The sequence below is a fragment of the Neorhizobium sp. P1_A6 genome (assembly GCF_056406795.1).
The window spans coordinates 68,459-92,550 of the sequence record NZ_JBFTZM010000012.1 but is presented as its reverse complement, the minus strand read 5'-3'; the positions used below and the strand labels follow the sequence as shown (position 1 = coordinate 92,550).

Genomic DNA, 24,092 nt, shown 5'->3' with positions numbered 1-24,092 from the left:
CATCACCCCAATGCACATACATTGTATATACATCTCCGGTGAAATATTCAATGATCAGGCTTTCATTATTCCGTCACCGCCCGAAACCGCATCTCCGCCAGATGAAACTTCGTCTTCGGCTCCCGCCGCGTCCTTGTGCCGACCTGCAGCAGGTTCACCAGCACCGCACCGTCGAGCGGCAATGCCGCATCGTGGAGCAGGCCATGCACCAGGCCGGCGATCTCCTGTGCCTGCCGCCGTCCCTCGCCGTCCGACCAGATTTCCAGCACCAGAAGATGTTCCTCGCCGGCCTCGCTGGCTGTCGAAAAATCCCGCGTCTCCATCTCGCCGAACACAATGCAGGGCAGTTTTGGCCGCGGCAGAAGCCGGTCTCGGATGCCGTCCGTGCCGATGATCGCGGTCAGCGCCGCATCACTGGCAAGCGTCTGGTGGATCGCCTGCAGAAGCGCATTTCCCGCCGTCATCGGGCTTCCTCCTCGCATTGGCAGACGAGATAGCGCCGCGTCTCGTCCGGATCGCGCACCAGCTTGACCAGGAATATCCGGCCGCCCTTTCGAAACCGCTGGCCGGCTGAAATGCCGTCGCGGAACCGTGTCCAGATGCGGTGGCTGATGGTGCCGGCCTCTGCGGCCGCCTGTTCCGCCACCACAAACGAGACCGGCTCGATCCGCGCCCAGAGCGTCGCCGTCACCTCCCAGGCAACCGTCGCGCCGCCCTGACCGTCCGGCACCGCCTGCGGCGCCTCGAGGTCGAGCCTAGCGGTCATCGACCCCGGATCGAAGAACACCACCATCAGAGCCTCCGCATCCGGAAGGGCGCGATCAGCCGCTCGTAGCCGTCGGGGATGCCGGCCGGCTGGTTCTCCGGCGAAACGACGCCGCGGAACGCGAACATGTGGCCGATATGGATCGACATCGCCCGTTTCAGCGTGTCCGGCACATCGGTGCCCGCCTCGCCGAAACCGGCCGAAAAGTCGATCTCGATGCCGTTGATCGACCTGCCCGGCGCCGGTGGGTGCCGCAGCCAAAGCCGCGTCGGACGGCCCTTGCCGTCGAGCAGATGATCTTCCAGTGGAACTTCAAGCGCAGTGCCGTCAGCGTCGTAAACCGTAACGTTCTGAATCTCTTGCACCGGCGATCTCGAAATCCGGATCACCCCGTCCGCCGGCCAGCGGTCGAGATAGAACCGCCAGGTTTGAGAGATCAGGCAAAGCCCCGTCTCCCGCTCAAGGTGCTCGCGAGCGGTGCTGATCAGCGAGGCCAGCAGCGCATCCTCGTCGCTTCCGTCGAGACGCAGATGCGCCTTCACCTCGGCAAGCGTCAGCGGCTCCGCGGAAGGCGGAGTGGTTTGGGCGTAGGTCATGGGGATCCCGGGGGTGAGTAGTGGTTAGCCGGTAGTGAGTAGTAAGACGCAAGCAGAGGCCGTGACGTGGAAAAGGCGGCCAACTGATTGGCCGCCCCTACTCACTAATCACTACCCACTTTGCGGCGGCTCATGCCGCCGCAAACTTCACCACCTTGATCGCCTCGAAATTCTGCACCCCACCGCCGACGCGCTTGGTGGTGTAGAAGAGCACATAGGGTTTTGCCGAATAGGGATCGCGCAGGATGCGCACGCCCGCCCGGTCGACGACGAGATAACCGGAGCGGAAATCGCCGAACGCGATCGAGAGCGAGTTCTCCGCCACGTCGGGCATCTCTTCGGCTTCGGCGATCGGAAAGCCCATCAGCGAGGCCGGTTGGCCGGCTGATACCGGCGGGTGCCAGAGATAGTTGCCGTCGCCGTCCTTGAACTTGCGGATGTCGCCCTGCGCCTTGCGGTTCATCATGAACGTGCCGTTCTGGCGATGGCCGGCCTTCAGCGCATAAATGACCTCGATCAGCGTGTCCGAAGGACCGGTCGTTTTCCAGCCGCCCGCAACGCCGGTGGCGATATGGCCGATATTGCCCCAGCTCCAGGAACCTTCCGCCACCGTCGGATAGGACAGAAATCCTTTCGGCTTGTTGGTGCCGTCGCCGCGGATGAAGGCATCGCCCTCCTGTTCGGCAAACACGATGTCCACCTCGCCGGCAATCCAGGCCTCGATATCGACCGCCGAATCGTCGAGCAGCGACTGCGTCGCGGCCGGCATGGCGTAGAGCTCCATGGTCGGGAAGGAGAGTTCGGTGAGCTGCGGCGTGTTGGTCTGTGGCCGCGCCGTGGTCTCCGCCACCCAGCCGGTCGAAAGGCCGGCCGCCGCGAACGGCTTCTTCAGCACGGCGGAGGACACGGTGCGCACGGTGGAGAGCGCCCGCATCGGCGAGACCGCCGAAATCCGCCGGCCGATTTCCGTATCGGTTTCCGGCGGAACGAGATAACCGCCATCGGCTCCCGTCCCGGAAGAAAACGCCTTGGCCTCCAGTTCGCGCAGACCGTTTTCCTCGCCGCGCCGCACATAGGCGTCGAAGGCCGCCTTGTGCTCCACGGCCTCGGCCGAAAGCTCCGAACCGCCGCGGCCGAGTTGCGGCCTGGCCTTCTTCAGCACCAGCTGGTCGAGCACCTTCTTCTGGTCGTCGACGGCGCGGTTGATGCGGTCCATCTTGTCGCGGGTCACGACGTCGGCGGTCAGCTTCTGCTCGATCTCGCCGAGGCGCCGGTCGTTGACCTCCTTGAAGGCTTCGAACGCCTCCATAAATTCGTCGAAGGCCGCCGTCACCGTTTCCGGCACGGCTTTTACTTCGGGCGCCACGCTTGCCATCGTTCTCGCCTGCTCGGTCATATCGCTTTTCCTTTGAAGGTTGATTTCATCATCATCTTCGCCGCCCGCCGCATCTGGCGGACGAGTTCGGTTTCCCTGTCGCGGAAGAACCGCGCATGCTTGACGTTGGAGACCCGCGCCGATGGCAGCATCGGAAAGGTCACCACCGAGATCTCCCAGAGATCCGCCTCGAGAATTTTGCGCACGCCCGTCTTGGCGTCGGTGCGGGCCTTGACCGTGCGAAACCCGATCGACAGCCCGTCGAGCGCGCCCGATTTCATCAGCGCCAGCACCTCGCGGGAGCGGGCAACGCCCGGCGACAGCATGCCCTCGACATAAAGCCCGCGGGCATCCTCGCGGATCGTCCGCCAGGCGCCGATCGGCTCGGAAGGGTCGTGCTGGTAGAGCATCCGCACCCCCATCGCACCGCGCTCGACGAGGCAATTGCGAAAGGCGCCGCGCTCGATCGTATCCTTGCCGAGGTCGACTTCGCCGAAGACGCTGGCATAACCGGAGAAAACCCCGTCGCCGGTAAGCCCTGCGAGTTCCAGATTGGCAAATTTGCGCGCGGTCGGGCGCGGCCCGCGGTAAGCGTGCATTGGTATTCTCCTAACCATTGAATTGGTGCTGGCCCGGACGACGACCGAAGTTATGCCCCGCCGCCCCGTCCCCCATATCTGACGGCGATCCTCGCCAGCGCGCCCAGCACCCACCAGGCACAAAGACTGGCCGCCGCCGACCCTGTCAGCATCACTTCCGCGCCTGAAAGCTCCCCGCCGATCCCCAGCCGCTCGACCAGCCAAAGCCCGGTCGGCCCGCCGAAGATCATCCCGCAGCTCAGGCCCGTCAGAAACCGGCTCGCCGCCTCGCGACGGCTCTTCGGCAGGAGATAGATCAGCGACACGCCGGCTCCCGCCGTGGCGCCCACCGCCTTGGCGGCCCAGATGCCGGCCAGGGCGCCCGGATCGTTTCCGAGATCAGCCATTTTTAATCTCTCTTGTTTATGATGCACGCATATGGACCGAACGGCGCTGCTGCCATGCAACCAGCCGTCCCGCGCTCGACCCAGGGTCGGCGGATCCGGTTTCCATGAATGTTCAGAATCGCTTGGGGCTACCTGGTGGGAAGTTGAGTCCGGCACTTCGCAAGTTGAGTGAGTTCGGAGACCTATTCAGCAGACCTGCAGAAAGTGTGCCTCCTCAACGATTTCATTCGAAGTCGTCGTCTTCGTCCTTTTCGAGATCCGCTGGCCCCTGCCGCGCATGCATGATGGAGACAATCAGTATCCGATCCGCCTCGATGACATAATCCAGATGATAGGGCGCCGATACGAAACGACGAATTCCCTCGACCGGCGCCACAGCGGTCCCGACACGAGGATGATCCGCAATCAACCGTGCCGCCTTCTTGACCTGTTCCGAAAAGGCAATGGATGCCCGTCGGCTGAATTGGGCAAGATATGCCCTTTCCCGTTGGACGTAGCGTATCGCTTCTTCCGACAGGAACACCTTCATCAGGCGGCGTCCTCGCGGTTGAGACGGTCAAGCTCAGTGAAAAACTCCTCCGCCTCCACGAAGCGCCCGGCCTCGATATCCTCCCTGCCACGCCGGATGCTCAGGATTTCACTCCCCTCCGCCATCAGGTAATATTTCAGCGCCCGGACGATCACCCAGGATCGGCTTCTGTCCGCTGTCTCAGCGATCTTCTCGATGTCCTCAAGGATGTCGAGCGGCAGGCGCAGCGTGATCGGGTCCGAAAGAACAGGCTTGGCCATCAGAGCCTCCATTTGTAATACGATGTATTACAATCTACACCCCTTCCTTACGGATTAATACCCCACCGCCTCGCGCTTCTCCTCGTCGCTCAGGAACGCCGCCGCCCCGACCCTCGCCCACAGCGCCTCGCGCTCGGCGGAAAGGCCGGCGATCCGGTCGAGGTCCGGCTCCAGCCGCAGCCGGTCGCCATAGGCCTCCGACAGCCAGGCGGAAAAGCTCGTGGCGGTACGGGAGATCAGCGGCAGTACGGTGAGGCGATAGAAGGCGCGGTTGGCTTCCTGGTAATTGGCATAGGTGTTGTCGCCGGGAATGCCGATCAGCATCGGCGGCACGCCGAAGGCGAGCGCGATGTCGCGGGCAGCTCCGTTCTTCGCCTCGATGAAATCCATGTCCTTCGGCGACAGGCCCATCGCCTTCCAGTCGAGCCCGCCTTCGAGCAGCAGCGGCCGACCGGCATTGACGGCGCCGGAATAGCCCGCCTCCAACTCGTCCTTCAGCCGCTCATACTGGTCGGCGGACAAGTTGCCGCCGTCCTTCGGCTGGTAGACCAGCGCGCCGGAAGGTCTTGCGGAATTGTCGAGCAGCGCCTTGTTCCAGCTTGCCGCCGCATTGTGCAGGTCGAGTGCCGCACCCGCCGCCCCGAGCGGCGGAAAACCGCAATGGTCGTCGAGCGGATGAAACAGTTTCAGATGCAGCAGCGCGACGCCGTCTGTCTCCACCGGCAGCCGCCGTGTGGTGCCTCCGGCGCGATAGTCGTAACCCGCCACCCAGCCGTCGCGGCCCTCGACCACGCTCACCCGGTCGGGCCTGAGCAGATGCAGTTCGCGTAGGCTCCCGCCGATCGACAGCGGCTCGACATAGGCATTGCCGGAAAGCGCCAGGTGCCCGTAGAGCGCCTCGAAGAAATCAGGCCCGCCCTGCCGGCCGTTCGGACGAGCCAGGAGCGCCAGCGCCGGATGTTCGGCAAGCTCCGTTGCCCCGTCATAGGCAAGCCACGGCACGGCTGCGGCGGCTTCGGCGATCATCCGCACCGCCCGATAGGCGACCGGGTTCTTCATGAAGCCTGCCCGCGCCAGCGCCGCATAGGACCGCCCCGACCACTGCGCCGCTCCCTCGCCGGAAACGATCGCAAAACCGGAGGCCGTCTTGGTTTCGGGTTTTTGGGTGTCGGTTCCCTGAATTTCGGGCACGGCCTGTCGCCCACCCGCGGAAAACCACGGGCGCCGGAATGGAGATTTCATCGTGACTGTCCTTTTCGCTCGCGGGCGCCAGGGCCCGCTTCAGGGAAGCGGCAGGGGCGATTTCACCGCACTTTGACTGTCGAAATCGGCCGCAACACGCATTTCGCGGATCGGCCGGACGATATCGATCGAGGCCTGGTAGACCGGATGCGACTTGTAGGCGGCCAGCGCCGCCGCATCCTCGAACTCGCCGTAGACGACCAGATCGACTTCGTTGCCGAGCTGGTCGCTCTTTACATTGGTGCCGATCTCCAGGGTCAGCGCATGCGGGTTGCCGGTCAGAAGCGAAAGACCTGCCCGGACCCGGTCGATCTCGCCTGCCTGCGCCGTGAAAAATACGATGTGGCGTATCATGGAACCTCCAGCAATGCGGAGGCCTGCTATCATGGCCTGCAGTGGGCTTCAATGCGGCTTGGTGTCCAGCGCCTCGGCGAACATTTGCGCATGCCGCGCCACCAGGTCCGCCCGGTCGTTGCCGTTGATGATTTTTCTGGCGCCCAGCCAATCCGCCCTGCCCCGCCCGAAATAATCGCCGAGCTTGCAGCCGGTGAAGCTGCCACACCGCATGCCCTCGATCAGGATCGCGACCGACACCGGCATCTCCATCGCCCGGCCCGGATCCGCCACCAGGTCGATCCCGGTCACAGCCGACATCGCCGCGTAGTTCCGCCTGTGGGTGAGCTGCACCAGCCCGCGGCCGAGCCAGCTTTTTCCGTCCGCGTCCGGCCGCCAGTAGGGCGTCTTCACCGACCCGAGTCGGCCCGCGGCAAAAGCCTCGTCCAGCCGCGCGATCGCCGACCTGTCGCTGGCCGCCAGGGTCTCGCGGACGGGCTGCATCGTGGCGGCCGTCTCGTGAAAGGCGGTCGCCAGCACATAGGCGAGCGGCTGCGCCTCATCCTGGCCGACCCTTGCCTGCCAGCCATCGAGAATCGCCGTCAGCCCCTCCACCTGACCGGCAGCGAGCCGGCCTTTGAAGAGCTTTGTCCGCACGAAATCAAAGAAGGCATGCCGGTTGTGAGCCATGTGGAGCCTACTCCCATACCGCGTCGCAGGGTTTCAATCGGTTTAGAAAAACTAAATCGTTTTAAGCCTTTAGGCGGCAGTTTACTTTTTTCTAACGGTATGGAACCAACGGCGTCACACGACGTTTTTGTCGGCTTTCTAACAACAGGAGATCATGATGATGCAGCAGCCCGCACCGGCCGCCCCTTCCAAGCCGATCCCGCAGCATGTCGTCGAGCGGATCGAATCCGAGTGGAAGCAGATGCGCGAAAGCGCCCAGCCAAAGCCGGCAACCCCGCGCTGATCATCATCAATTGAGCGACGAGCCGCGCTCAAACGCCGCGCACGCGCGGCTCTCCATGACCTCCCAGCATCAACGCCGTCAGCGCCCAGACCAGCGCATCGAGCCGGTCGGGCGAACGGCCTGAAGACAGACCGTCCGGGCCGAAGTCACACATCTGATCTTCAAGCTCGGCAAACCGCCCGGCATGCGCCACCCGCCCCTGTTCGTAGAGGGCAGCCACCGGCTCGGCGCGCAGGAATTTTCCACGCGTTGCCCGCACCATGGTCACCGGCAGGCCTGCGTCGACACTTCTCAGCATCGCCGTTACCATCTCGCCGCCCTGGTTCACCTCGGCCACCACCCGGTCCGCCTGGAAGCGCACATAGGCCCGCGCCACCGCGTTCGCCCAGCCCGCCGGGGTTTTGCCTTCGACCGAACAATCGGCCAGCACCACCGCCCGGCCGCTCGCCTCCAAACCGGCGACGACGATGCCGCAGCAGGAATGTTCGCCCGAACCCGAAGGCGGGTCGACCGCGACCACGATGCGCCTGAGCGCACCGGTAAAGCGGATCGTGAAAGCTTCGAGGTCGGCGCGTTTCCACAGCGCATCCTCGCGGTCCTCGATCAGCTCGCCGGCGAGTTCCTGCCGTCCGAGCCTCGTTCCTCCATACCGCGCCTCCAGCGCCGAGATGAAGCCGGGTGAAAGATTGCCGGCATTGGCCTGCGTCGAGATCCGGAGGAGCTGCGTGCCGGGATCGGCGATCAGCCGTTTCAGGATCGGCACCGGCCGCGGCGTGGTCGTCACCAGCTGGCGCGGATCAGCCCCGAGCCGAAGCCCGAACTGGAGCATGTCGAAGGTTTCCTCCGCATGCCGCCATTTGGCGAGCTCGTCGCACCAGGCGAAATGAAACTGCGGCCCGCGCAGGCTCTCCGGATCTTCCGAGGAAAAGATCTGCGCGATCGCCCCGTTCGGCCAGACCAACCTCCGCCGCGAAATCTCGAAATCCGGCCGTTTGCTTCGGGCAACCCGACAGATGCCGGACACCCCGTCGATCATCACCTCGCGGGCATCGCCCAGCGTTTCCGCCACCAGTGCTATCCTGAGATCCGACCTGCTGCCGGCTGAGGCGAGCCCATGGATCCATTCCGCGCCCGCCCGCGTCTTGCCCGAGCCTCGCCCACCCATGATCAACCAGGTGCGCCAGTCGCCCTCGGGCGGCTTTTGGTCGCGACGGCCCTTTATATCCCAGTCGCGTTCATGATCGAGCGTGAAGCCAGATAGAGACGTGTCGGGCTCGTCATTCCGCTCCAGAGCGTGCTCGCTTCCAGGAGCAGACCCGTGCGGCAGACCGATCTCCCCCCTTGAGGGGGAGATGCCCGGCAGGGCAGAGGGGGGTGCTGCGGCACATTCTTCGACAGTTGAGTTCGCGGCGCCACCCCCCTCTGTCACCTTCGGTGACATCTCCCCCTCAAGGGGGGAGATCAGAGGGCGTTTGCCGCGCCCGGCGTTTCCTTGCTCAATCACGCTTCTCAAGGCCGTGCTTTTCACAACGGCTTCGCAATATTCCTCCCGCGCAGCCGTGATCGTCCGCAGACCCCGGTTCAACCCCGACGCCCCCTTTGAGGCTTTGACCGCGATCTTCTCCTGCGCTCGCAGCAAGGTCCGTTGGCTCGGAGGACGCGTGTCCAAGCCTCTCCAAAACGAGAGGCGGAGGTCCATCCCGCTTCCATGCTTCGAAAAGCCGATAGGCGTTTTCATTGGCGCGATCCTCGATCATTTTCAGGAAGCGGACCTTGGCCTCCTCATACCCACCCTCGTCCGCATCGCGCTCGGCGGCCTCGTCGCGGTCGCGGGCGAGCTGGCGTTGCAGGCTGTCGACCTTTTCGAGCGTGCGGACGATCAGCGACATGGCGTCGGTCGCGGCCTTGACGTCGGCACGCGCCAATTTCTGGGCGGCGTCGTCGCCATCCGTGAGCGCCGCCTCCGCCGCGGTCCGCATCCGCCGGAAGGTCGAGAACTGGTCGCGCATTTCGACGGTCATCTCGTTCAACAGCCGCCGCAGTTCCTCGCCAGGAGAGAATGCGCCTTCGGCCGACTTGATTTCCAGCAGTACGCCGCGCACCGCGTCGACCAACGCCGAATCGTCCATGACGACTGCGTCGCCATAGACCGGCGCCTCCGTCCAGAGCCCGAAAAGCGCCGAATCGAACGTCTCGAATTCATCCATCTGGGATACCCCGGGGCCAAAATTTCGGCGCAGAAAATCCCGCCGAGTCCGTTTCCGGTCGCTGCGCGTCCCCGCTGCCGATTGTCGAGATAAAAAGAAGGCCCGGCTTTGGGACCGGGCCAATTTGACTGGAAGTCTTGCCACCGGCTATCCGCCGGCGCAATCCTTCGACTGTGCCTAGAACCTATCAAACAACCGTCACGCCGTCAAGGACTATTTTCCTAATTAGCAAAAATTAATTTACGAACAGGATCATGTCCCGCAGAACGTCTGCGTCACCCGCTCCTCAGGCTTCGGCGGCTGCATATAGCCTGAGAGTTCCGGCCGCTCCTCGAAAGGCTTTTCCAATGCCTGCAGCAATCGTTCGAAGAAACTGAAATCGCCGTAATTGGCGGCCGAAAGGGCTTCCTGGACCTTGTGATTGCGGGGGATGACCGCGGGGTTGACCGAGCGCATCGTCTGTGCCCGTTCAGTCGGGCTCTGCGGTTCGGCATCCAGCCGCGTTCCCCAGAGTTCCAGCCATTCCCGCGCCTTGGCCGGATGGGAGAAGGAGGAGAGGAAAAGCTCGTCCCCCTCCGTCCCGGCTGCTGCCCCGCAAAGCCGCCGGAAGGCCAGGGTGAAGTCCGCCTGCCCCTCGTGCATGGCCGCCAGAAGCGCCTGGATCAGCTCGCCATCGCCATCCGCTTCGGAAAACAGCCCGAGCTTCGCCCGGAAAACCCCGACCCACTCTTTCTGGAACCGCTCGCCGAATGCCTTCAGCACGGCGTTCGCCGCTTCCACGGCCTTTTCCTCGTCCTCGTCGAGCAGCGGCAGCAGGCATTCCGCCAGCCGCGCGATGTTCCACTGGCCGATGCCCGGCTGGTTGCGATAGGCGTAGCGGCCGCCCTGGTCGATCGAGGAAAACACCTTCATCGGGTCGTATTCGTCGAGAAAGGCGCAGGGCCCGAAATCGATCGTCTCGCCTGATATCGTCATATTGTCGGTGTTCATCACCCCGTGGATGAAACCGATACCCATCCAGCGGGCGATCAGATCCGCCTGCCGCCCCGCTACACCCTGCAGCAGCGCCAGATAGGGGTTTTCCGCGGTTTTAAGCTCTGGATAGTGCCGCTCGATGACGTAGTCGGCGAGCAATTTGATCCCGTCATTGTCGCCGCGGGCGGCAAAGAACTGGAAGGTGCCGATCCGCACATGGCTTGCCGCGACGCGCACGAAAACAGCGCCCTGTTCCACCGTCTCGCGATAGACCTGCTCGCCGGTCGCGACAGCCGCCAAGGCCCGTGTCGCCGGCACGCCAAGTGCGTTCATCGCCTCCGAGACGATATATTCGCGCAGGACCGGTCCCAAAGCCGCGCGTCCGTCGCCTCTGCGGGAATAGGGCGTCGGTCCGGCGCCCTTCAGCTGGATGTCGCGGCGTTTGCCGTTGCGGTCGACGACCTCGCCCAGCAATATCGCCCGGCCATCGCCGAGCTGCGGCACGAAATTGCCGAACTGGTGGCCAGCATAAGCCATGGCGATCGGCATGGCGCCGGGCGGCACGACATTGCCGGCGAGGATCGCCGCCAGCCGGGCGGGATCGGAAAAATCTGCCTCGACGCCTAGTTCCTCTGCCAGCGACCCGTTGAATTTCAGAAGCTTCGGCCCCTCCACCGGCTCGGGATAGACGGAGGCGAAAAACCTGTCCGGCAGGCGGGCGTAGGAATTGTCGAACTGGAACACGGGAAGGTCTCCTTTGGCCGCCGGGATGCGGCGACCTTTTCTTCAAATATGGGAAATCTGTCCCGTCGAACAAGCGAAATGCGCTTTTGTTGCGCCGCTCAAGGCTTGGCCAGCCGCACCCCGAAACCGAGGAGGAATGTCAGCAGCGCACCGGCCGCCGCAGTCCCGTAGAGCCACAAGGCCGGCCCCCCGGTATTGCCGTTCTCCAGCGCCGAAACCAGGCCGGTCGCACTGGCGATCATGCCGGCGATCCCCGCGCCGATCGCGTAACCGGCGGTCGAAATCGTCGGCAGCAAGGCACTTGCGAGATCGCGCTCCTGCCTTGCTGCCGCTTCCATCGCCGCCTGGTTGACGCTTGCCCAGGCGACGCCGAAGCCCGTACCGATTGCCACCTGGCCCGCCAGCAGCAGCACCAGCGAGCCACTCGCGAATGCGGCGGCGAGGCAGAGGAAACCGACCAATTGAAACAATGCCCCTGCGCGCATCCACCGGTGCCGCGGAACAAGCGCGGTAATCCTGCTCGCGACCACGGCGACGGCACTCCAGGAGAGCGCCATGGTCACCACCAGATAACCGACCACCGCCGGCCGGAAACCGAAGACGGCGTCGATCATCAGCGCCAGGTAAACGCTGCCGACAGAGTGGCTCGCCGACATCAGGAACAGCACCAAGAACCCGTGCCCGAGAACAGAACCGAGCCGGAAGGCACCCTCCGGAAACAGCCTTGGCCCGATCCGCCCGTCGAGCTTCAGCGCTGGCAGGAACAGGCCCGCGCCTGCCACCACCGCCGCCGCCTGCATCGCCCCTCCGGTCACCACAGAAGAGAGCGACAGGACGAAGGAGGCGGCAAGGCAGAGCGAAATGGTGGCAACCGACAGCGGCACCGGCGCCGCCTCGGTCACCCTCACCTTAGCGGACAGCGCGAAGCCGGCCAGCAGCAGCACAAAGGGCGAGACGGCCAGGAAGGACGCCCGCCAGGAATAAGCCTCGGTCAGAAGCCCGCCAGCCAATGGCCCGGCAATCGCCGCCACCGCCCAGACGATCGCCTCCACCGCAAACACCTTTGCGATCAGCGCGGAGGGAAAGTTGGCGGGGATGAGACTATAGCAGATCGCCACGATCAGCCCGTCGGCAATGCCCTGCAGCAGGCGGCCGGCCATGATCCAGGAAAAGGCCGGCGCCGACAGCGCCAGCAGCCCGCCGGCCGCAAAGATCAGCGCCGAAAGAAGGAGGATGAAGCGCGCGCCGAACCGGTCGCGCATCGCCGCCGCACCCGTGCCGCCGGCGATCGAGCCCAGGAAATACAGCGTATAGGCCCAGCTGAAATACCCCGTGCCGCCGATCTCTCTCGCCGCCGGCGGCAGCGCCGCAACGATCGCGAACTGATTGAAGGCATGCAGCCCGATCCCCGCCGAGATCAGCCCCAGCATCGCCCCTTCGCGGCCCTTGAGAAGCCTCGACCAGCCCACATTGATATCCTGCAACACGCCCTGCCCCTTATCCGGTTTTTCAGTCCCAGGCACGCTACAACCTCAACCGCGATTGAGGTCAAGGGAAAAGYCAAAAATTTAAATCGCGCAATTTCAGCATCTTAAGGCGTAATTGCAGATTTTTTCCGATGTTGTATTTTAGCTACAGCTTTCCAAGCAAACCGCTCTATTTGCGTTTTTGCCAACCAATCGGAGGGAATATCCATGAAGGCTCTTTTCATTCTCGCAGCGTCGGCCGCCATGACCGCCTCTTCCGTTGCTTACGCAGCCGACGCCGTCGAACAGATCCCACAGGCGCCGCAAGCCGTCGAAACGCCCGTCGTGTTCTCCTGGAACGGCCCGTATATCGGTGCCCATACGGGGTATGGGTGGGGCAGCGGCGATGCCGCCGGCGGCGGATCGGACGATTTCGACGGCTGGAGGCTTGGCGGTTTCGTCGGCTATAACTGGCAGTTCTCCAGCGGTTTCGTCGCCGGTATCGAAGGTGACGTCAACTACGACTGGAACAAGAACAGCTATGTCGGCGGCGTCGACATCGATACCGGGTTCTCCGGTTCGGTTCGCGGCCGCGTCGGTTATGCCATGGACCGGGCGCTGATCTTCGCGGCAGCCGGCTGGACGGCCACCACCGCCCATATCGACGGCGGCGGCTTTGACGACGACGACATGCTCAACGGCTGGACCGTCGGCGCTGGCGTCGACTACGCGTTCACCGACAATATCTTCGGCCGTCTCGAATACCGCTACAACGACTTCGGCAGCGGCAGCCTCGCAGGCGCCGATTTCGACTTCAACCAGCATGTCATCAATGTCGGCATCGGCGTGAAGTTCTAAGCCGCGGCTTCGGAACCCGTCTCAATGCTCCACCTTGCGAAAAGGTGGAGCAAGGTCTCGAGGGGCGGCCGGCTTCCTCAGGGGCGTGCCAACACCTTGAAGGCGATGAACTGGGTCTTCTGTTCCTTCGAGAAATTGTTGTCGGAAACGAAGATCAGCAGGTCGCTGCCATCGGTGCCCTTGGCGAAGGTGACGGCCTCGATATTGTCCGGCTGCAGGCCGATCGCTTGCATGTCGAGCACCTGGGCCTTGCGCACCGGCACGATCGCCGCATCGGTATTGGCGAGCGAAGGGATCGCCGAGACGTCGGTGGCACCCTCGGTATCGACCATGAAGACCTTGATCGAATTGCCGAACCCTTGCGCAAAACCGCGCTCGACCACCAGCAGGCGGTGGTCGTCCAGGGCCAATATTTCCGACGCGCCATTGTCGTTATAGCCCTTGTCGACAGTCGGCGCCTGGGGGATCGGCGCGATCGGATAGACATATTCGGCCTTCGGCCTGCCGCTTGCTGCATCGTAGCGGATCATGCGGGCGAGCGTGCCGCGGGTCAGTCCGGAGATCGGGCCGTCCTGAAACAGCGCCGATTCGACCTCCACCATCAGGTCGCCGCCGGGCAGCGTCGCGAGCCCTTCGAAGGCGAGGTTGTCGCGGATGCCGGCAGACTTGTCGGTGGTCGGCATAAAAGCCTTGGGAAGCTCGAATTCGCGCAGGAAGGCGCCGTCCGGGCCAGCGACGCGCACGAAGGGCGGCAGAAGCTGCTTCACGTCGCCTTCGCTCGACCAGTAGATGCCGTCCTTGCCAAGCCGGATCGATTCCGGATCGACGCTCTTGGCCGCAAAAGCCTCGCCGTTCTTGTCCTTCAGGGTCACGGTCTTGACCACCTTCACATCGGTGATGCCGGCAGCGCTCGCCTCGATCGAAAGCTCGTAGAACCGGGCCGGCGCCCGTTCGGAACGGTCGTCGGAAATGGCGATATAGCGATTGCTTGCCGGGTCATAATCAAGACCGGACAGGCCACCGAACTCGACACCGTCGAACAGCGTACCGGTCGGAATGGAAAATTCGCCGGCGAAGGAAAGCCCGATGGCCGCCTTGCAATCGCCGAACGGACAAGGAGTTGCGACCGTCACGCCGGGCTCTACGGCATGCGCGACGGGTGCGAAGAGGAGGACGAGGGCAACGGTTGAAAGCAACGCTTTGAGCATGATCGGTGTCCGGCAATTCGAGGCGGGTGAAAAACGGCGACCCGCCTCACGAATGAAAGCCGGTCCCGCAGTTGCTCTTCCTCTGCCACGCGAGTTTTGCGGACGTATAACGGCCGGTCGTCAGAATCTTGAAATTTTCATGACGGGCGGTGTGGGATGACCTCAGACCCCTGCCCTTTCCGGCGAATACCCGGCCTCGCGGATCGCCTCTTCGGCCTTTGCAGCGTCGCCTTCGATCACCACCGTCTTGGCCGTCAGATCGATCGCCACCGCCGCGCCCGGCAGGGCTTCCGCCAGCGCGCCGCGCACGGTCTTTTCGCAATGGCCGCAGGTCATGTCCGGCACGGTGAAAATCGCAGTCATCCGAATCTCCTTGTTCGATAGATGTGTTGTGCAGCTTCCCATGGAGGGAAGGTCAAGTGCATTTGAGGAATGAAGCCGGTGCGGCATGTTTTCCTTTAAGGGCGTCAGGCGGTGCGTGGAGCCCCTCCCCCTTGTGGGGAGGGGTTGGGGAGGGGTCTTCGCTGTGAATAAAACCCCTCCCACCTGCCGGCCACCCTCCCCACAGGGGGGAGGGTTAAGGATGCCGCACCGCCTCACGGCTCCGGTACAATCGAATCGCCCTCAAGGCGGGAGATCGAAGGACGCTCCGTCCTGCCTCATCCTGGCGTGAAGGCTCAGGCATCCTGTCTCGTCTTTTTCCTCGCCGCCGGGACGGGCTTGTCACTGCCCACCGCCCCATCCCCCGCCAGATCATCAAGAATCGGGCAGTTGGGGCGGTTGTCGCCGCCGCAGCAGTTGGCGAGGTGTTTCAGCGTCTTGACCATGCCCTGCATCTCGGCGATGCGTCGTTCGAGATCACCGATATGGGCGGTTGCCACCTCCTTGACGGCGGCGCTTTCGCGGCTCTTGTCCTGCCAGAGTTTCAGCAGCGTCTCGGTCTCTTCGAGCGAAAAGCCGAGATTGCGGGCCCGCTTGATGAAGCGCAGGATATGCACCTCCTCCTCGCCATAGACCCTGTAATTGTTGCCGGTGCGACCCATCGGCCGGATCAGGCCGATCTCCTCGTAATAACGGATCATCTTGGCCGAAACGCCGGACGCATTCGAAGCCTCGCCGATATTCATCTCGTTTCTCCCACTTTCACGGTCTTCAGCCGCAGCGCATTGCCGAGCACGAAGACGCTCGACAGCGCCATGGCGCCGGCGGCGATCATCGGCGACAGCAGCCAGCCGAAGGCCGGGTAAAGCACCCCGGCCGCAACCGGCACCAGCGCGACGTTGTAACCGAAGGCCCAGAACAGGTTCTGCTTGATGTTGGTCATGGTCGCGCGGCTCATGGCGATGGCCGAAACCGCGCCCGACAGATCGCCGCCGACCAACACCACATCGGCGCTTTCAATCGCCACGTCCGTGCCGGTACCGATGGCGATGCCGATATCGGCCTCGGCGAGCGCCGGCGCATCGTTGATGCCGTCGCCGACGAAGGCCAGCTTTTTCCCGCCCTGCTCCCCCTTGGCCCGCATCTCGTGGATCGCCTTCACCTTGCCTTCCGGCAGGACCTCGGCGACGACCTTTTTGATGCCGACCTGGCGGGCAATCGCTTCAGCGGTGCGGCGGTTGTCGCCGGTCACCATCACCGTTTCGACGCCCATCGCCTGCAGCGCCCTGATCGCGTCGCGGCTCGAGGGTTTCAGCGGATCGGCAACCGCGATCACCGCTGCCAGCTTGCCGTCGACAGCCGCATAAAGCGGCGTCTTGCCCTCGTCGCCCAGCCTGGCGGCTGCTTCCGCAAACACCTCGACCGAAAGCCCCAGCTTTTCCATGAACCGGTCGGCGCCGACGGAGATCCTGCGGCCACCCGCCTCCGCTTCGATGCCGTAACCGGTGACCGACGAGAAGCGCTCCGCCTTCGGCACGGTCAGACCCTTGGCCTCGGCCGCCTTGACGATCGCCTCGGCGATCGGGTGTTCCGACTGCGCCTCGACGCTGGCGACCAGCGCCAGTACCTCGTCCCCGGCAAAATCTTGCGCGGTCACCAGGTCGGTCAGTTCCGGCCGGCCCTTGGTGACGGTGCCGGTCTTGTCGAACACGACGACCTGGACATTGCGCAGCTCCTGCAGCGCCTCGCCCTTGCGGAACAGCACCCCGAGTTCGGCCGCCCGGCCGCCGCCGACGACGATCGAGGTGGGCACGGCAAGCCCCATGGCGCAGGGGCAGGCGATGATCAGCACGGCGACCGCATTGACCAGCGCGTGGGTGAGCGCCGGTTCGGGGCCGATGAAGAACCAGACAAGGAAAGTGATGACGGCGAGCGCGATCACCGCCGGCACGAACCAGGCTGTCACCCGGTCGACCAGCGTCTGGATCGGCAGTTTCGAGCCCTGCGCCTGTTCGACCATACGGATGATCTGGGCCAGCATCGTATCGCGGCCGACCTTGTCGGCCCGGAAACGGAAGGCGCCGGTCTTGTTGATCGTGCCGCCGACCACGGTCGCGCCGGCCGCCTTTGCGACCGGCAGCGGCTCGCCCGAAATCATCGATTCGTCGACATTCGAGGAGCCGTCGATGACCGTGCCGTCGACCGGAATACGCTCGCCCGGACGGATCACCAGCACGTCGCCGGCAACCACCTGTTCGGTCGGGATATCCAGCAGCTTGCCGTCGCGCTCGACGCGGGCGGTCTTCGCCTGCAGCCGGCTGAGCTTCTCGATCGCCTCGCCGGTGCGGCCCGTGGCGCGGGCCTCGAGCAGTCGGCCGAACAGGATCAGCGTGACGATCACGGTCGCGGCCTCGTAGTAGACGAAGCGGGCGCTCTCCGGCAGCAGGTCCGGGGCAAACGTCGTCGCCAGCGAATAACCGTAGGCCGCCAGCACGCCGACCGCGACCAGCGAATTCATCTCCGGCACGCCGCGCAGCAGCGCCGGCAGGCCGAGCTTCAGGAAGCGGAAGCCCGGGCCGAAGACGACTACCGTCGCAAATGCGAAATAGACATAGTAGAGGTTCTGCGTCTCGATCACGCCCATCAGCCAGTGGTGGAACGGATCGTAGACGTGGCCGGCCATTTCCAGCACGAACAGCGGCAGGGTCAGCACGAAGGCGATTGCCAGGTCGCGCTTCAGCACGCCCTCCTCGCCCTGGTGCATATGCATATGGTCATGCCCGCCGGCATGGCCCGCCGCCTGGTCGTGCCCCATGGCGGCATGGTCCATGTGGGCCTGTGCCTCCGGTGCGGAATGGTCGGGGTGATGTCCGTGGTGGTGCTCGTGGCCGGTATGCGCCGTCGGCGCCACAGGCGGCATCATGCCCGCCTCACGCATCGCATGGTCCATGGCGCCTGGCTGGATTTCGTAACCGACCTTCCGGATCGCCTTCGTCAGCTCCTCCGGCGAAAAGCCCTCCGCCGATTCGACCGTCAGTTTCTTCGTGGCAAAGTTGACGGCGCTCCTGTCGATGCCCGCCACTTTCGCCGCAGCGTTCTCGACGCGGCGCACGCAGGAGGCGCAGGTCATGCCCTCGACGGGAACGGTAAAAGGCTCGGCCTTGTGGATCGGTTTGACGGTCTCGTTCATGGGCGCAATCTCCCCTTTTTTTGTCGGGATGTCTCACTGTCCCACGTTATGTGGAGCTTCCCATCATGGGAAGGTCAAGGGGTGCCGACGGATATTCTCAAGGGCGACAGATACCGGCGGGTCGGGCAGCCGGGACAGGACCATTATCGCAGCCCTCAGTCGCCGCCTTCACGATAAGATCGTACAGATGGTACTTCTTTCCGAGCAGTCGTATTCCGCCCTCAGAATAGTGCCCCGCATCCGCATAAAGGGAGACGCCATCCTCGGAAACCCGGCAGGTCGTGCCGTTGCACCGGCCGGTGCCCAGATCGATCACCGGATAGTCCCGCGCAACGATATTCATGATGTCCATCGCGACGCGGCCTCGCCGGTTCACGTCGTCAGCAGACAGATCGCAGCGGTCGGCCGCGATCCCCAGTAATCTTGACCGGGCAACACAACCGCCGACATCGGTTCCCGTCTGCGGAGGCTGCGCGAAAACCACCGGGCTCAATCCCATTCGCCGCAAGTGGGACAAGGACCCTAAGAAACTGTCCAGAAGCAGCGCCCGGCTTGCCGGTACACTCTGCCCGCCCTCCCGAACGAACGTTTCGGATTCGGTATAGATGTCGAGATTGACGCCAATCGCGACGTATCGAAGCGTCCTGGTCGCCGCCATGGCGTCGAGGACGTCCCTGTTCCGGGACAGGCAGCCTTCGGGCGACCTGCGACCGTCGCTGGCGACCGGGTAGGTAATGTCGGTGAACGGTCCGCAAAGGCTTTTGGTGAACTGCACGAGTTTGACATCGGGGGCCGACGCCAGGATACCTTCCACGAGATGGGCGCCGAAGGAATCCCCCCACACCGCGATCTCGGGACTATCGGACGTGGAGCATTCGGGCGCCATCTTGCCGTTACAGTTTTTGCTCAGCCCCGTGCTCACCTCCGTCATCTCATAGAGACCCGGCGCCCTGAACGCGGCACCGTCGGTCGTTTCAAACACGATTCCGGAGGCAATGCTGGCGGCTACCGCAACGCCGGCGAGGGCAAGGAAACCCTTCGTCGGAACGCGGTTCCTGTCGCGAAACGGCCGCTCGACAAGATAGTAGCTCGCGACCGCAAGCAATGCCGCGACGCAAAGGAGAAGAGCGGATGTTAAAGCGCTCAAGTCATTGGTGAACAGCCGCAAGCGCGCGAAGGCCAGGACGGGCTGATGCCAGAGATAGAGGCTGTAGCTGATCAAACCGACAAACACCAAGGCTCTTGCGGAAAGAAGCCGTCCAGTCAGATTCTCTGAAGACGAAAATAGAAGAACCAGCGCGGTTCCGACCACGACAGGCAGCATCTGCCAGCCGGGATAATACGGCCCGCCTTCAACGAAGAAGCAGGAGAGGACGATCATCGCGAGACCGCAAGCCGCCGCCAGACCGCCGTAGCGGGCTTTTTCTCCATTGAAATTCGCCAGGCTGATGCTGGCGCCGACGCCAAGCTCCCAGAAGCGCGTGGGCAGAAGATAGAAATTCGCCGCAGGATCGAACAACGGCACGGCCTGCGTGGCAAGGAAACTCGCTGTGCTCAACAGGAGAATGGCCGCCAGAACGACCTGGCGGCGAAACCGGCGCAAGGCCATCAGAACAACCGGGAATATGATGTAGAACTGTTCTTCGACGCCGAGAGACCACGTATGCAAAAGCGGCTTCAGGTCGTTGCTTGAATCGAAATAGCCGGTTTTACTCCAAAAATAGAAGTTCGAAACGAACAGATTTACCTGATAGAGGCTGCGGCCAAAATCGCGCAGCTCATAGGGAAGCATCCATGCCCATGCAAAAGGCAGACAAGCCAGGCAGACGCAAACAAGCGCTGGAATGATGCGTCGCAGGCGCCGCTCGTAGAAGCGGACGAGACTGAATTTCCGCGCTTCGATTTCGCCATACATGATCGATGTAATCAGATAACCGCTGATGACGAAGAAGACGTCGACGCCGACAAATCCGCCGCGGAAACCCAAACCACCGTGGAATATAAGGACAGGAACCACAGCGACGGCCCGCAAGCCGTCGATTTCCGGTCTGTATTTCATTCTACAACCCAATGCGGCATCAATTCACGACAGCCGAGCGCATCGATCGATTGCACTCGCTCATGCCTGAGCCAATTGCGATTTCGCACATGCGTGCACGTCATCCAGCAAAGGAATGTGGCCAATTTAACCCGAGCGCACTTTGCGAGGCGTTCACGGCTCCGGCCGACCGCCACCGCCGAAGCTCGGCGCGTTCAGGCCCGACAGCAGCAGCACCAGTTCCGCCTGGCGGGTGGTGCCGGTTTTCAGCATGATCTTCTTCAAATGCGAGCGGGCGGTTTCGAGCGAGATGCCGAGCGAGGCGGCGATCATTTCCGGCGTCTGGGCCATGGCGATGGCGCGCGCCACACGGGCTTCGGCAGGAGTGAGATCGAAGAGGCCGCAGAGCACCCGCATGTCCGGCGGGCCGACCTGCCCAACCTGGGTGACGGCCAGCACCGCCATCGAACGGGAGAAGATGTCGCGCGCCGCGCGGCGGACCGGCAGCAGATGCAGGATCAGCGGTGGCAGGCCGGGGCGTCCCGCCATCGGCAGGGACTGCACGGCCGGCGCAGCCTGCGCCTTGTAGTGCGCGATCGCCTCCTCCAGCAGGGCATTGGCGCCCACCCCTTCCAGGACCAGCCGATCGCCGGCGCCGGTGCGGATGCGCGGGCTTAAGCCCTCCATCTCGGGGTTCATGGCGATCGCCCGGCCGGCGTCGCCGATCACCGCCGCCGGCAGTCCGAGCATGGACAGCGTTTCGGTCATCGATCGCGCCTCGTTGAAGGCGAGCCGCGACGACATATAGGCAGCCCGGGCAAGATCCGGCTTCAAGAGATCGAGGCGCGCCAGCTGCTCGTCGGAAAAATGCGTCAGGCCCTTGGCGCGCATCAGGGTGATGACGATGACGTGCCCGGTCGGCTCCTGGAAGGCCCAACCCGCCTCCCATTGCATGCCGTGCGGCTCGATGATGTCGCGCTGGATCGCATCATTGGCAAATTCCTCCGCGCTCAGGAGATCGGTGACGCGGACAAACGAAAACGGCGAACGTTGCATGGCCCGGAGGGGCCGAACATTGTCGAGCCGGGTGTCGCTCTGCACGAACTCGGCAAAGGCGTCCGCGATGTTGGGAGTGGTGACGTAGCGATGATTGCCGCTGCCATCGACTGTGAAGATCGAGGCGGTGCTGGACCCGGCCTCCAGGGCTATCCTCTCGCAAGTCTCCGTCCAAAGCTCCGGAACCAGGGCTGCCTCGTAGAGGCGGTCTGCTAGCGTGCCTTCTGCATTCATCTAGGTGCCATCGCAATGAATTCGGGATGAAACGGGACTGCGCGGTAATCTTTGACGTTTCTGCAAGTCTTGGCGGTACCGGAAGAATTGCATGAAGCTCCGATTGTTCTCCTTAACTTACTTGATTGACAAGTAATAAAGCTGTGTTTCGAGCGACTTCCCGCGCGCTCCTCGCTCGCCAAGCGAGCAATCCGTCGCTGGAGGCGAGCTTTCAACCGGAATTGCCGGATGCTGCTCCATCTGCCTTGAAGGGGCTTATTCGGGCGCAGCGATCCGGATAGGACGCGTTCCGACCGGAGCGCCGGTCGCGCGGTCGATGGTGACGGGATCGATTTCCGTTCCGGTTTCGGCGTCGAAGAACCGGGTCACCTTCCCCCCGCCGCGATGCTTGCGTCCCCACGCGCCGATCGCAAACAGAACCGGCAGAAAGTCGCGGCCGGCTTCCGTCAGCACATATTCGTCCCGTGGCGGACGGTCGGAATAACGGCGTTTCTCCAGAAGCCCCTCCTCCGTCAGGCCCGAAAGTCGTCCCGTCAGCATGGTCGGCGCAATGCCGAGGCTTTTGCGAAACTCATCGAAACGGGTCAGCCCCGCATGGGCGTCGCGCATGATCAGCATGCTCCACGCGTCCCCCACAAGCGCCAGGCTCCGGGCGATCAGGCAGGGCTGGTCGGAAAGATTCTTCATGTCGATATCTTTTTAGTAGTGACTTGATACGGATTTGATAGTAACTGATCGCTCCACGATGTTCCATCACAAAATGAAAGCGGAGCCGATGAGCAAGAAAAAACGTGGCGTTGCCCTGGTTACGGGTGCCTCCTCAGGAATAGGACTGGTGACGGCGCAGGCGCTGCGGCGGGATGGCTATCTTGTCTTCGGCACCAGCCGCAAGCCGATGCCCGACACGGCGGACGGGGTGACGATGCTGGTCTGCGACGTGACCGACGATGCATCCGTCAAAAATGCGGTTGACGAGGTTCTGCGCCGCGCAGGGCGGATCGATCTTCTCGTCAACAATGCCGGGGTCGGCCTGCTGGGCGGCGCCGAGGAATCCACGATCGACCAGGCGAAGGCCCTGTTCGACGTCAACGTGTTCGGAACCATTCGGATGACGAACGCCGTGCTGCCCATGATGAGGGGCCAGCAGAAGGGCCGCATCGTCAACCTGAGTTCGATACTGGGGATGATCCCAGCTCCTTTCAACGGCCTCTATGCGTCGACCAAGCACGCCGTCGAGGGCTATTCGGAGTCCCTCGACCATGAAGTGCGGACCCAGGGCATCCGCGTCGTGCTTGTCGAGCCCGGTTTGACGCGCACCGCCTTCGAGGAGAACCTGACGCGCGCGGACCGCCCGCTTTCCGTCTATGATACGGTTCGCGCCGGTGCGGAGCGGCTGATGCGCGAAGCCGTCGCGAAGGGAGATGCACCGGAGGTGGTCGCCGAAGCCGTCCTGAAGGCCGCCAATGCGGCATTGCCCAAACGGCGCTACACTGCCGGAAAAATGGCAGGACAGGTCCGCTTCATACGTCGCTTCCTGCCCGAAACCATCGTCGACAAGAACCTTCGGAAGTTCAACGGGCTTCCCGCCTGAGCATTCATCGCAGAGCCCGCCGGTGATGCCGGCCACCACGGAAACGGAAGTCAGTCCGATGAAATCATTCCTGATCGATCGCTATCGCAAAGGCGGCGCCCTGCGGCTCGGCGAAATACCCGAACCGGCATTGCGCGACAACGATGTCATGGTCGAGGTTCATGCCGCCAGCGTGAACGCCCTGGACAACAAGATCAGGGACGGCGAATTCAAGCTGATCCTGCCCTATCGCCTTCCGCTGGTGCTGGGCAATGACGTTGCGGGCGTCGTCGTCCGGGTCGGACCCAAGGTCCGGAAGTTCAAGCCGGGAGACGAGGTCTATGCCCGTCCGGCCCAGGATCGCATCGGAACATTTGCCGAGTATATCGCCATCGACGAGGCCGATGTGGCAATCAAGCCCAGCAACCTTACCATGGTGGAGGCCGCRTCCATTCCGCTTGTCGCGCTGACGGCATGGCAGGTCCTTGTCGAGCGGGCCAACGTGCGGAAGGGGCAGAAGGTGCTGATCCACGCCGGGTCGGGCGGCGTCGGCACCATCGCGATCCAGCTCGCCAAGCATCTCGGAGCCCATGTGGCCACGACCACAAGCACGGCCAATGTCGCTCTCGTAAAAAGTCTCGGGGCGGACATCGCGGTCGACTACAAGAAGGACGACTTCGAGAAAGTGCTGCAGGGCTACGACGTCGTGCTGAACAGCCTCGGCAAGGATACGCTGGAAAAATCCTTGAATGTATTGAAGCCGGGCGGCAAGCTGATTTCGATTTCCGGTCCGCCCGATCCGGACTTCGCCCGGCAGAACGGCTCCAGCTGGCTGCTTCGACAGGCCATGCGCCTGCTGAGCTTCGGCATCAGGCGAAAAGCGGGACGCCGGAAGATCGGCTACTCGTTCCTTTTCATGACGGCGAACGGCGGTCAGCTCGCACAGATCACCTCGCTGATCGAGGCGGGCCATATCCGCCCAGTGATGGACCGGGTCTTCCCGTTCGATAAGACCAACGAGGCACTGGAATACGTCGAAAAGGGTCGCGCGAAGGGGAAAGTCGTCATCGCCGTGAAGTGACACCGTTCAGGCTGTAGAAGCCGCG

At 63.4% G+C, this 24,092-nt stretch carries 26 protein-coding genes; 4 read left to right on the top strand and 22 right to left on the bottom strand.

Annotated features, from left to right (window positions below; genetic code table 11):
* Nucleotides 1-65: 65 nt before the first annotated feature.
* The 11 genes from AC1D3C_RS22645 to AC1D3C_RS22595 all read right to left on the bottom strand — a co-directional run bounded on the left by AC1D3C_RS22645 (nt 66) and on the right by AC1D3C_RS22595 (nt 6,776).
* Nucleotides 66-464 carry a DUF3168 domain-containing protein gene (locus tag AC1D3C_RS22645; protein WP_247139151.1) on the bottom strand — a complete coding sequence of 133 codons (399 nt, stop codon included), beginning with the start codon at nt 462-464 and terminating at the stop codon, nt 66-68.
* Entirely contained in the window at nt 461-793 is a 333-nt protein-coding gene (locus AC1D3C_RS22640; protein WP_477484431.1) for a phage head closure protein, read from the bottom strand. Before AC1D3C_RS22640 ends, AC1D3C_RS22645 begins: the two co-directional genes overlap by 4 nt.
* Nucleotides 793-1,362, bottom strand: a complete 570-nt coding sequence (locus tag AC1D3C_RS22635; RefSeq protein ID WP_477484430.1) for a head-tail connector protein — start codon at nt 1,360-1,362, stop codon at nt 793-795. Before AC1D3C_RS22635 ends, AC1D3C_RS22640 begins: the two co-directional genes overlap by 1 nt.
* 130 nt (nt 1,363-1,492) lie before the next feature.
* The gene (locus AC1D3C_RS22630; protein ID WP_477484429.1) at nt 1,493-2,758 is read right to left on the bottom strand and encodes a phage major capsid protein; all 1,266 of its coding nucleotides are present in this window, start codon (nt 2,756-2,758) and stop codon (nt 1,493-1,495) included.
* On the bottom strand, nt 2,755-3,336 hold the full coding sequence (locus AC1D3C_RS22625) for an HK97 family phage prohead protease (protein WP_477484428.1): 582 nt from the start codon (nt 3,334-3,336) through the stop codon (nt 2,755-2,757). Before AC1D3C_RS22625 ends, AC1D3C_RS22630 begins: the two co-directional genes overlap by 4 nt.
* Nucleotides 3,337-3,386: 50 nt before the next feature.
* Complete coding sequence (locus tag AC1D3C_RS22620; protein WP_046668524.1) at nt 3,387-3,722, bottom strand: DUF6107 family protein; 336 nt, start codon at nt 3,720-3,722, stop codon at nt 3,387-3,389.
* A 223-nt stretch (nt 3,723-3,945) separates the two neighbouring features.
* Nucleotides 3,946-4,251, bottom strand: a complete 306-nt coding sequence (locus tag AC1D3C_RS22615; protein WP_477484427.1) for a type II toxin-antitoxin system RelE/ParE family toxin — start codon at nt 4,249-4,251, stop codon at nt 3,946-3,948.
* The gene (locus AC1D3C_RS22610; RefSeq protein WP_477484426.1) at nt 4,251-4,511 is read right to left on the bottom strand and encodes a CopG family ribbon-helix-helix protein; all 261 of its coding nucleotides are present in this window, start codon (nt 4,509-4,511) and stop codon (nt 4,251-4,253) included. The genes AC1D3C_RS22615 and AC1D3C_RS22610 overlap by 1 nt, the downstream gene beginning before the upstream one ends.
* A gap of 54 nt (nt 4,512-4,565) precedes the next feature.
* A complete protein-coding gene (locus tag AC1D3C_RS22605) occupies nt 4,566-5,753 on the bottom strand; it encodes a phage portal protein (protein WP_477484425.1) in 1,188 nt (395 codons plus the stop codon).
* 39 nt (nt 5,754-5,792) lie between these two features.
* A complete protein-coding gene (locus AC1D3C_RS22600) occupies nt 5,793-6,107 on the bottom strand; it encodes a Dabb family protein (RefSeq protein WP_477484424.1) in 315 nt (104 codons plus the stop codon).
* A 48-nt stretch (nt 6,108-6,155) separates the two neighbouring features.
* Nucleotides 6,156-6,776, bottom strand: a complete 621-nt coding sequence (locus AC1D3C_RS22595; RefSeq protein WP_477484423.1) for a hypothetical protein — start codon at nt 6,774-6,776, stop codon at nt 6,156-6,158.
* 154 nt (nt 6,777-6,930) lie between these two features.
* Here AC1D3C_RS22595 and AC1D3C_RS22590 point away from each other — a divergent pair, with 154 nt between their 5' ends.
* Complete coding sequence (locus AC1D3C_RS22590; RefSeq protein ID WP_255392928.1) at nt 6,931-7,059, top strand: hypothetical protein; 129 nt, start codon at nt 6,931-6,933, stop codon at nt 7,057-7,059.
* Nucleotides 7,060-7,087: 28 nt separating this feature from the next.
* On the opposite strand, the gene AC1D3C_RS22585 is transcribed toward AC1D3C_RS22590, so the two are convergent.
* The 4 genes from AC1D3C_RS22585 to AC1D3C_RS22570 all read right to left on the bottom strand — a co-directional run bounded on the left by AC1D3C_RS22585 (nt 7,088) and on the right by AC1D3C_RS22570 (nt 12,472).
* Nucleotides 7,088-8,350 (bottom strand): DNA-packaging protein, encoded by a 1,263-nt coding sequence (locus AC1D3C_RS22585; RefSeq protein WP_477484479.1) that lies wholly within the window; start codon nt 8,348-8,350, stop codon nt 7,088-7,090.
* Nucleotides 8,351-8,555: 205 nt separating this feature from the next.
* Nucleotides 8,556-9,266, bottom strand: coding sequence for a hypothetical protein (locus AC1D3C_RS22580; protein WP_477484422.1), 711 nt, complete (start codon nt 9,264-9,266; stop codon nt 8,556-8,558).
* A gap of 252 nt (nt 9,267-9,518) precedes the next feature.
* The gene (locus AC1D3C_RS22575; RefSeq protein ID WP_477484421.1) at nt 9,519-10,985 is read right to left on the bottom strand and encodes a protein adenylyltransferase SelO; all 1,467 of its coding nucleotides are present in this window, start codon (nt 10,983-10,985) and stop codon (nt 9,519-9,521) included.
* A gap of 98 nt (nt 10,986-11,083) precedes the next feature.
* On the bottom strand, nt 11,084-12,472 hold the full coding sequence (locus tag AC1D3C_RS22570; protein ID WP_477484420.1) for an MFS transporter: 1,389 nt from the start codon (nt 12,470-12,472) through the stop codon (nt 11,084-11,086).
* 207 nt (nt 12,473-12,679) lie between these two features.
* Between AC1D3C_RS22570 and AC1D3C_RS22565 the strand changes: the two genes are divergently transcribed.
* The gene (locus AC1D3C_RS22565) at nt 12,680-13,309 is read left to right on the top strand and encodes an outer membrane protein (protein WP_477484419.1); all 630 of its coding nucleotides are present in this window, start codon (nt 12,680-12,682) and stop codon (nt 13,307-13,309) included.
* A 77-nt stretch (nt 13,310-13,386) separates the two neighbouring features.
* Here the strand turns inward: AC1D3C_RS22565 and AC1D3C_RS22560 are convergent, their stop codons facing one another.
* The 7 genes from AC1D3C_RS22560 to AC1D3C_RS22530 form a co-directional block, all read right to left on the bottom strand.
* Nucleotides 13,387-14,517, bottom strand: coding sequence for an esterase-like activity of phytase family protein (locus AC1D3C_RS22560; RefSeq protein WP_477484418.1), 1,131 nt, complete (start codon nt 14,515-14,517; stop codon nt 13,387-13,389).
* Nucleotides 14,518-14,679: 162 nt separating this feature from the next.
* Nucleotides 14,680-14,880: a heavy-metal-associated domain-containing protein gene (locus AC1D3C_RS22555; RefSeq protein ID WP_477484417.1), complete on the bottom strand. Its 201-nt coding sequence runs from the start codon at nt 14,878-14,880 to the stop codon at nt 14,680-14,682.
* Between the two features lie 314 nt (nt 14,881-15,194).
* On the bottom strand, nt 15,195-15,644 hold the full coding sequence (gene cueR / locus AC1D3C_RS22550; protein ID WP_477484416.1) for a Cu(I)-responsive transcriptional regulator: 450 nt from the start codon (nt 15,642-15,644) through the stop codon (nt 15,195-15,197).
* Nucleotides 15,641-18,088 carry a heavy metal translocating P-type ATPase gene (locus AC1D3C_RS22545; RefSeq protein WP_477484415.1) on the bottom strand — a complete coding sequence of 816 codons (2,448 nt, stop codon included), beginning with the start codon at nt 18,086-18,088 and terminating at the stop codon, nt 15,641-15,643. The genes cueR and AC1D3C_RS22545 overlap by 4 nt, the downstream gene beginning before the upstream one ends.
* A gap of 97 nt (nt 18,089-18,185) precedes the next feature.
* Complete coding sequence (locus AC1D3C_RS22540) at nt 18,186-20,147, bottom strand: acyltransferase family protein (protein WP_477484414.1); 1,962 nt, start codon at nt 20,145-20,147, stop codon at nt 18,186-18,188.
* A 153-nt stretch (nt 20,148-20,300) separates the two neighbouring features.
* Nucleotides 20,301-21,416, bottom strand: a complete 1,116-nt coding sequence (locus AC1D3C_RS22535; protein ID WP_477484413.1) for a helix-turn-helix transcriptional regulator — start codon at nt 21,414-21,416, stop codon at nt 20,301-20,303.
* Between the two features lie 255 nt (nt 21,417-21,671).
* Nucleotides 21,672-22,103, bottom strand: coding sequence for a winged helix-turn-helix transcriptional regulator (locus tag AC1D3C_RS22530; RefSeq protein WP_038541217.1), 432 nt, complete (start codon nt 22,101-22,103; stop codon nt 21,672-21,674).
* Between the two features lie 88 nt (nt 22,104-22,191).
* Here AC1D3C_RS22530 and AC1D3C_RS22525 point away from each other — a divergent pair, with 88 nt between their 5' ends.
* Nucleotides 22,192-23,007, top strand: a complete 816-nt coding sequence (locus tag AC1D3C_RS22525) for an oxidoreductase (RefSeq protein WP_477484412.1) — start codon at nt 22,192-22,194, stop codon at nt 23,005-23,007.
* Nucleotides 23,008-23,065: 58 nt separating this feature from the next.
* Nucleotides 23,066-24,067 (top strand): NADP-dependent oxidoreductase, encoded by a 1,002-nt coding sequence (locus AC1D3C_RS22520; RefSeq protein ID WP_477484411.1) that lies wholly within the window; start codon nt 23,066-23,068, stop codon nt 24,065-24,067.
* Nucleotides 24,068-24,092 lie beyond the last annotated feature (25 nt).

Excerpts from the sequence above, each read along its gene's own strand:
- AC1D3C_RS22600 (WP_477484424.1), bottom strand. The coding sequence starts at position 6,107 with ATGATACGCCACATCGTATTTTTCACGGCGCAGGCAGGCGAGATCGAC.
- AC1D3C_RS22535 (WP_477484413.1), bottom strand. The coding sequence starts at position 21,416 with ATGAATGCAGAAGGCACGCTAGCAGACCGCCTCTACGAGGCAGCCCTG.
- AC1D3C_RS22635 (WP_477484430.1), bottom strand. The coding sequence starts at position 1,362 with ATGACCTACGCCCAAACCACTCCGCCTTCCGCGGAGCCGCTGACGCTT.
- AC1D3C_RS22620 (WP_046668524.1), bottom strand. The coding sequence starts at position 3,722 with ATGGCTGATCTCGGAAACGATCCGGGCGCCCTGGCCGGCATCTGGGCC.
- AC1D3C_RS22625 (WP_477484428.1), bottom strand. The coding sequence starts at position 3,336 with ATGCACGCTTACCGCGGGCCGCGCCCGACCGCGCGCAAATTTGCCAAT.
- AC1D3C_RS22530 (WP_038541217.1), bottom strand. The coding sequence starts at position 22,103 with ATGAAGAATCTTTCCGACCAGCCCTGCCTGATCGCCCGGAGCCTGGCG.
- AC1D3C_RS22555 (WP_477484417.1), bottom strand. The coding sequence starts at position 14,880 with ATGACTGCGATTTTCACCGTGCCGGACATGACCTGCGGCCATTGCGAA.
- cueR (WP_477484416.1), bottom strand. The coding sequence starts at position 15,644 with ATGAATATCGGCGAGGCTTCGAATGCGTCCGGCGTTTCGGCCAAGATG.
- AC1D3C_RS22605 (WP_477484425.1), bottom strand. The coding sequence starts at position 5,753 with ATGAAATCTCCATTCCGGCGCCCGTGGTTTTCCGCGGGTGGGCGACAG.
- AC1D3C_RS22595 (WP_477484423.1), bottom strand. The coding sequence starts at position 6,776 with ATGGCTCACAACCGGCATGCCTTCTTTGATTTCGTGCGGACAAAGCTC.
- AC1D3C_RS22615 (WP_477484427.1), bottom strand. The coding sequence starts at position 4,251 with ATGAAGGTGTTCCTGTCGGAAGAAGCGATACGCTACGTCCAACGGGAA.
- AC1D3C_RS22545 (WP_477484415.1), bottom strand. The coding sequence starts at position 18,088 with ATGAACGAGACCGTCAAACCGATCCACAAGGCCGAGCCTTTTACCGTT.
- AC1D3C_RS22540 (WP_477484414.1), bottom strand. The coding sequence starts at position 20,147 with ATGAAATACAGACCGGAAATCGACGGCTTGCGGGCCGTCGCTGTGGTT.
- AC1D3C_RS22560 (WP_477484418.1), bottom strand. The coding sequence starts at position 14,517 with ATGCTCAAAGCGTTGCTTTCAACCGTTGCCCTCGTCCTCCTCTTCGCA.
- AC1D3C_RS22525 (WP_477484412.1), top strand. The coding sequence starts at position 22,192 with ATGAGCAAGAAAAAACGTGGCGTTGCCCTGGTTACGGGTGCCTCCTCA.
- AC1D3C_RS22565 (WP_477484419.1), top strand. The coding sequence starts at position 12,680 with ATGAAGGCTCTTTTCATTCTCGCAGCGTCGGCCGCCATGACCGCCTCT.
- AC1D3C_RS22640 (WP_477484431.1), bottom strand. The coding sequence starts at position 793 with ATGGTGGTGTTCTTCGATCCGGGGTCGATGACCGCTAGGCTCGACCTC.
- AC1D3C_RS22610 (WP_477484426.1), bottom strand. The coding sequence starts at position 4,511 with ATGGCCAAGCCTGTTCTTTCGGACCCGATCACGCTGCGCCTGCCGCTC.
- AC1D3C_RS22630 (WP_477484429.1), bottom strand. The coding sequence starts at position 2,758 with ATGACCGAGCAGGCGAGAACGATGGCAAGCGTGGCGCCCGAAGTAAAA.
- AC1D3C_RS22580 (WP_477484422.1), bottom strand. The coding sequence starts at position 9,266 with ATGGATGAATTCGAGACGTTCGATTCGGCGCTTTTCGGGCTCTGGACG.
- AC1D3C_RS22590 (WP_255392928.1), top strand. The coding sequence starts at position 6,931 with ATGATGATGCAGCAGCCCGCACCGGCCGCCCCTTCCAAGCCGATCCCG.
- AC1D3C_RS22645 (WP_247139151.1), bottom strand. The coding sequence starts at position 464 with ATGACGGCGGGAAATGCGCTTCTGCAGGCGATCCACCAGACGCTTGCC.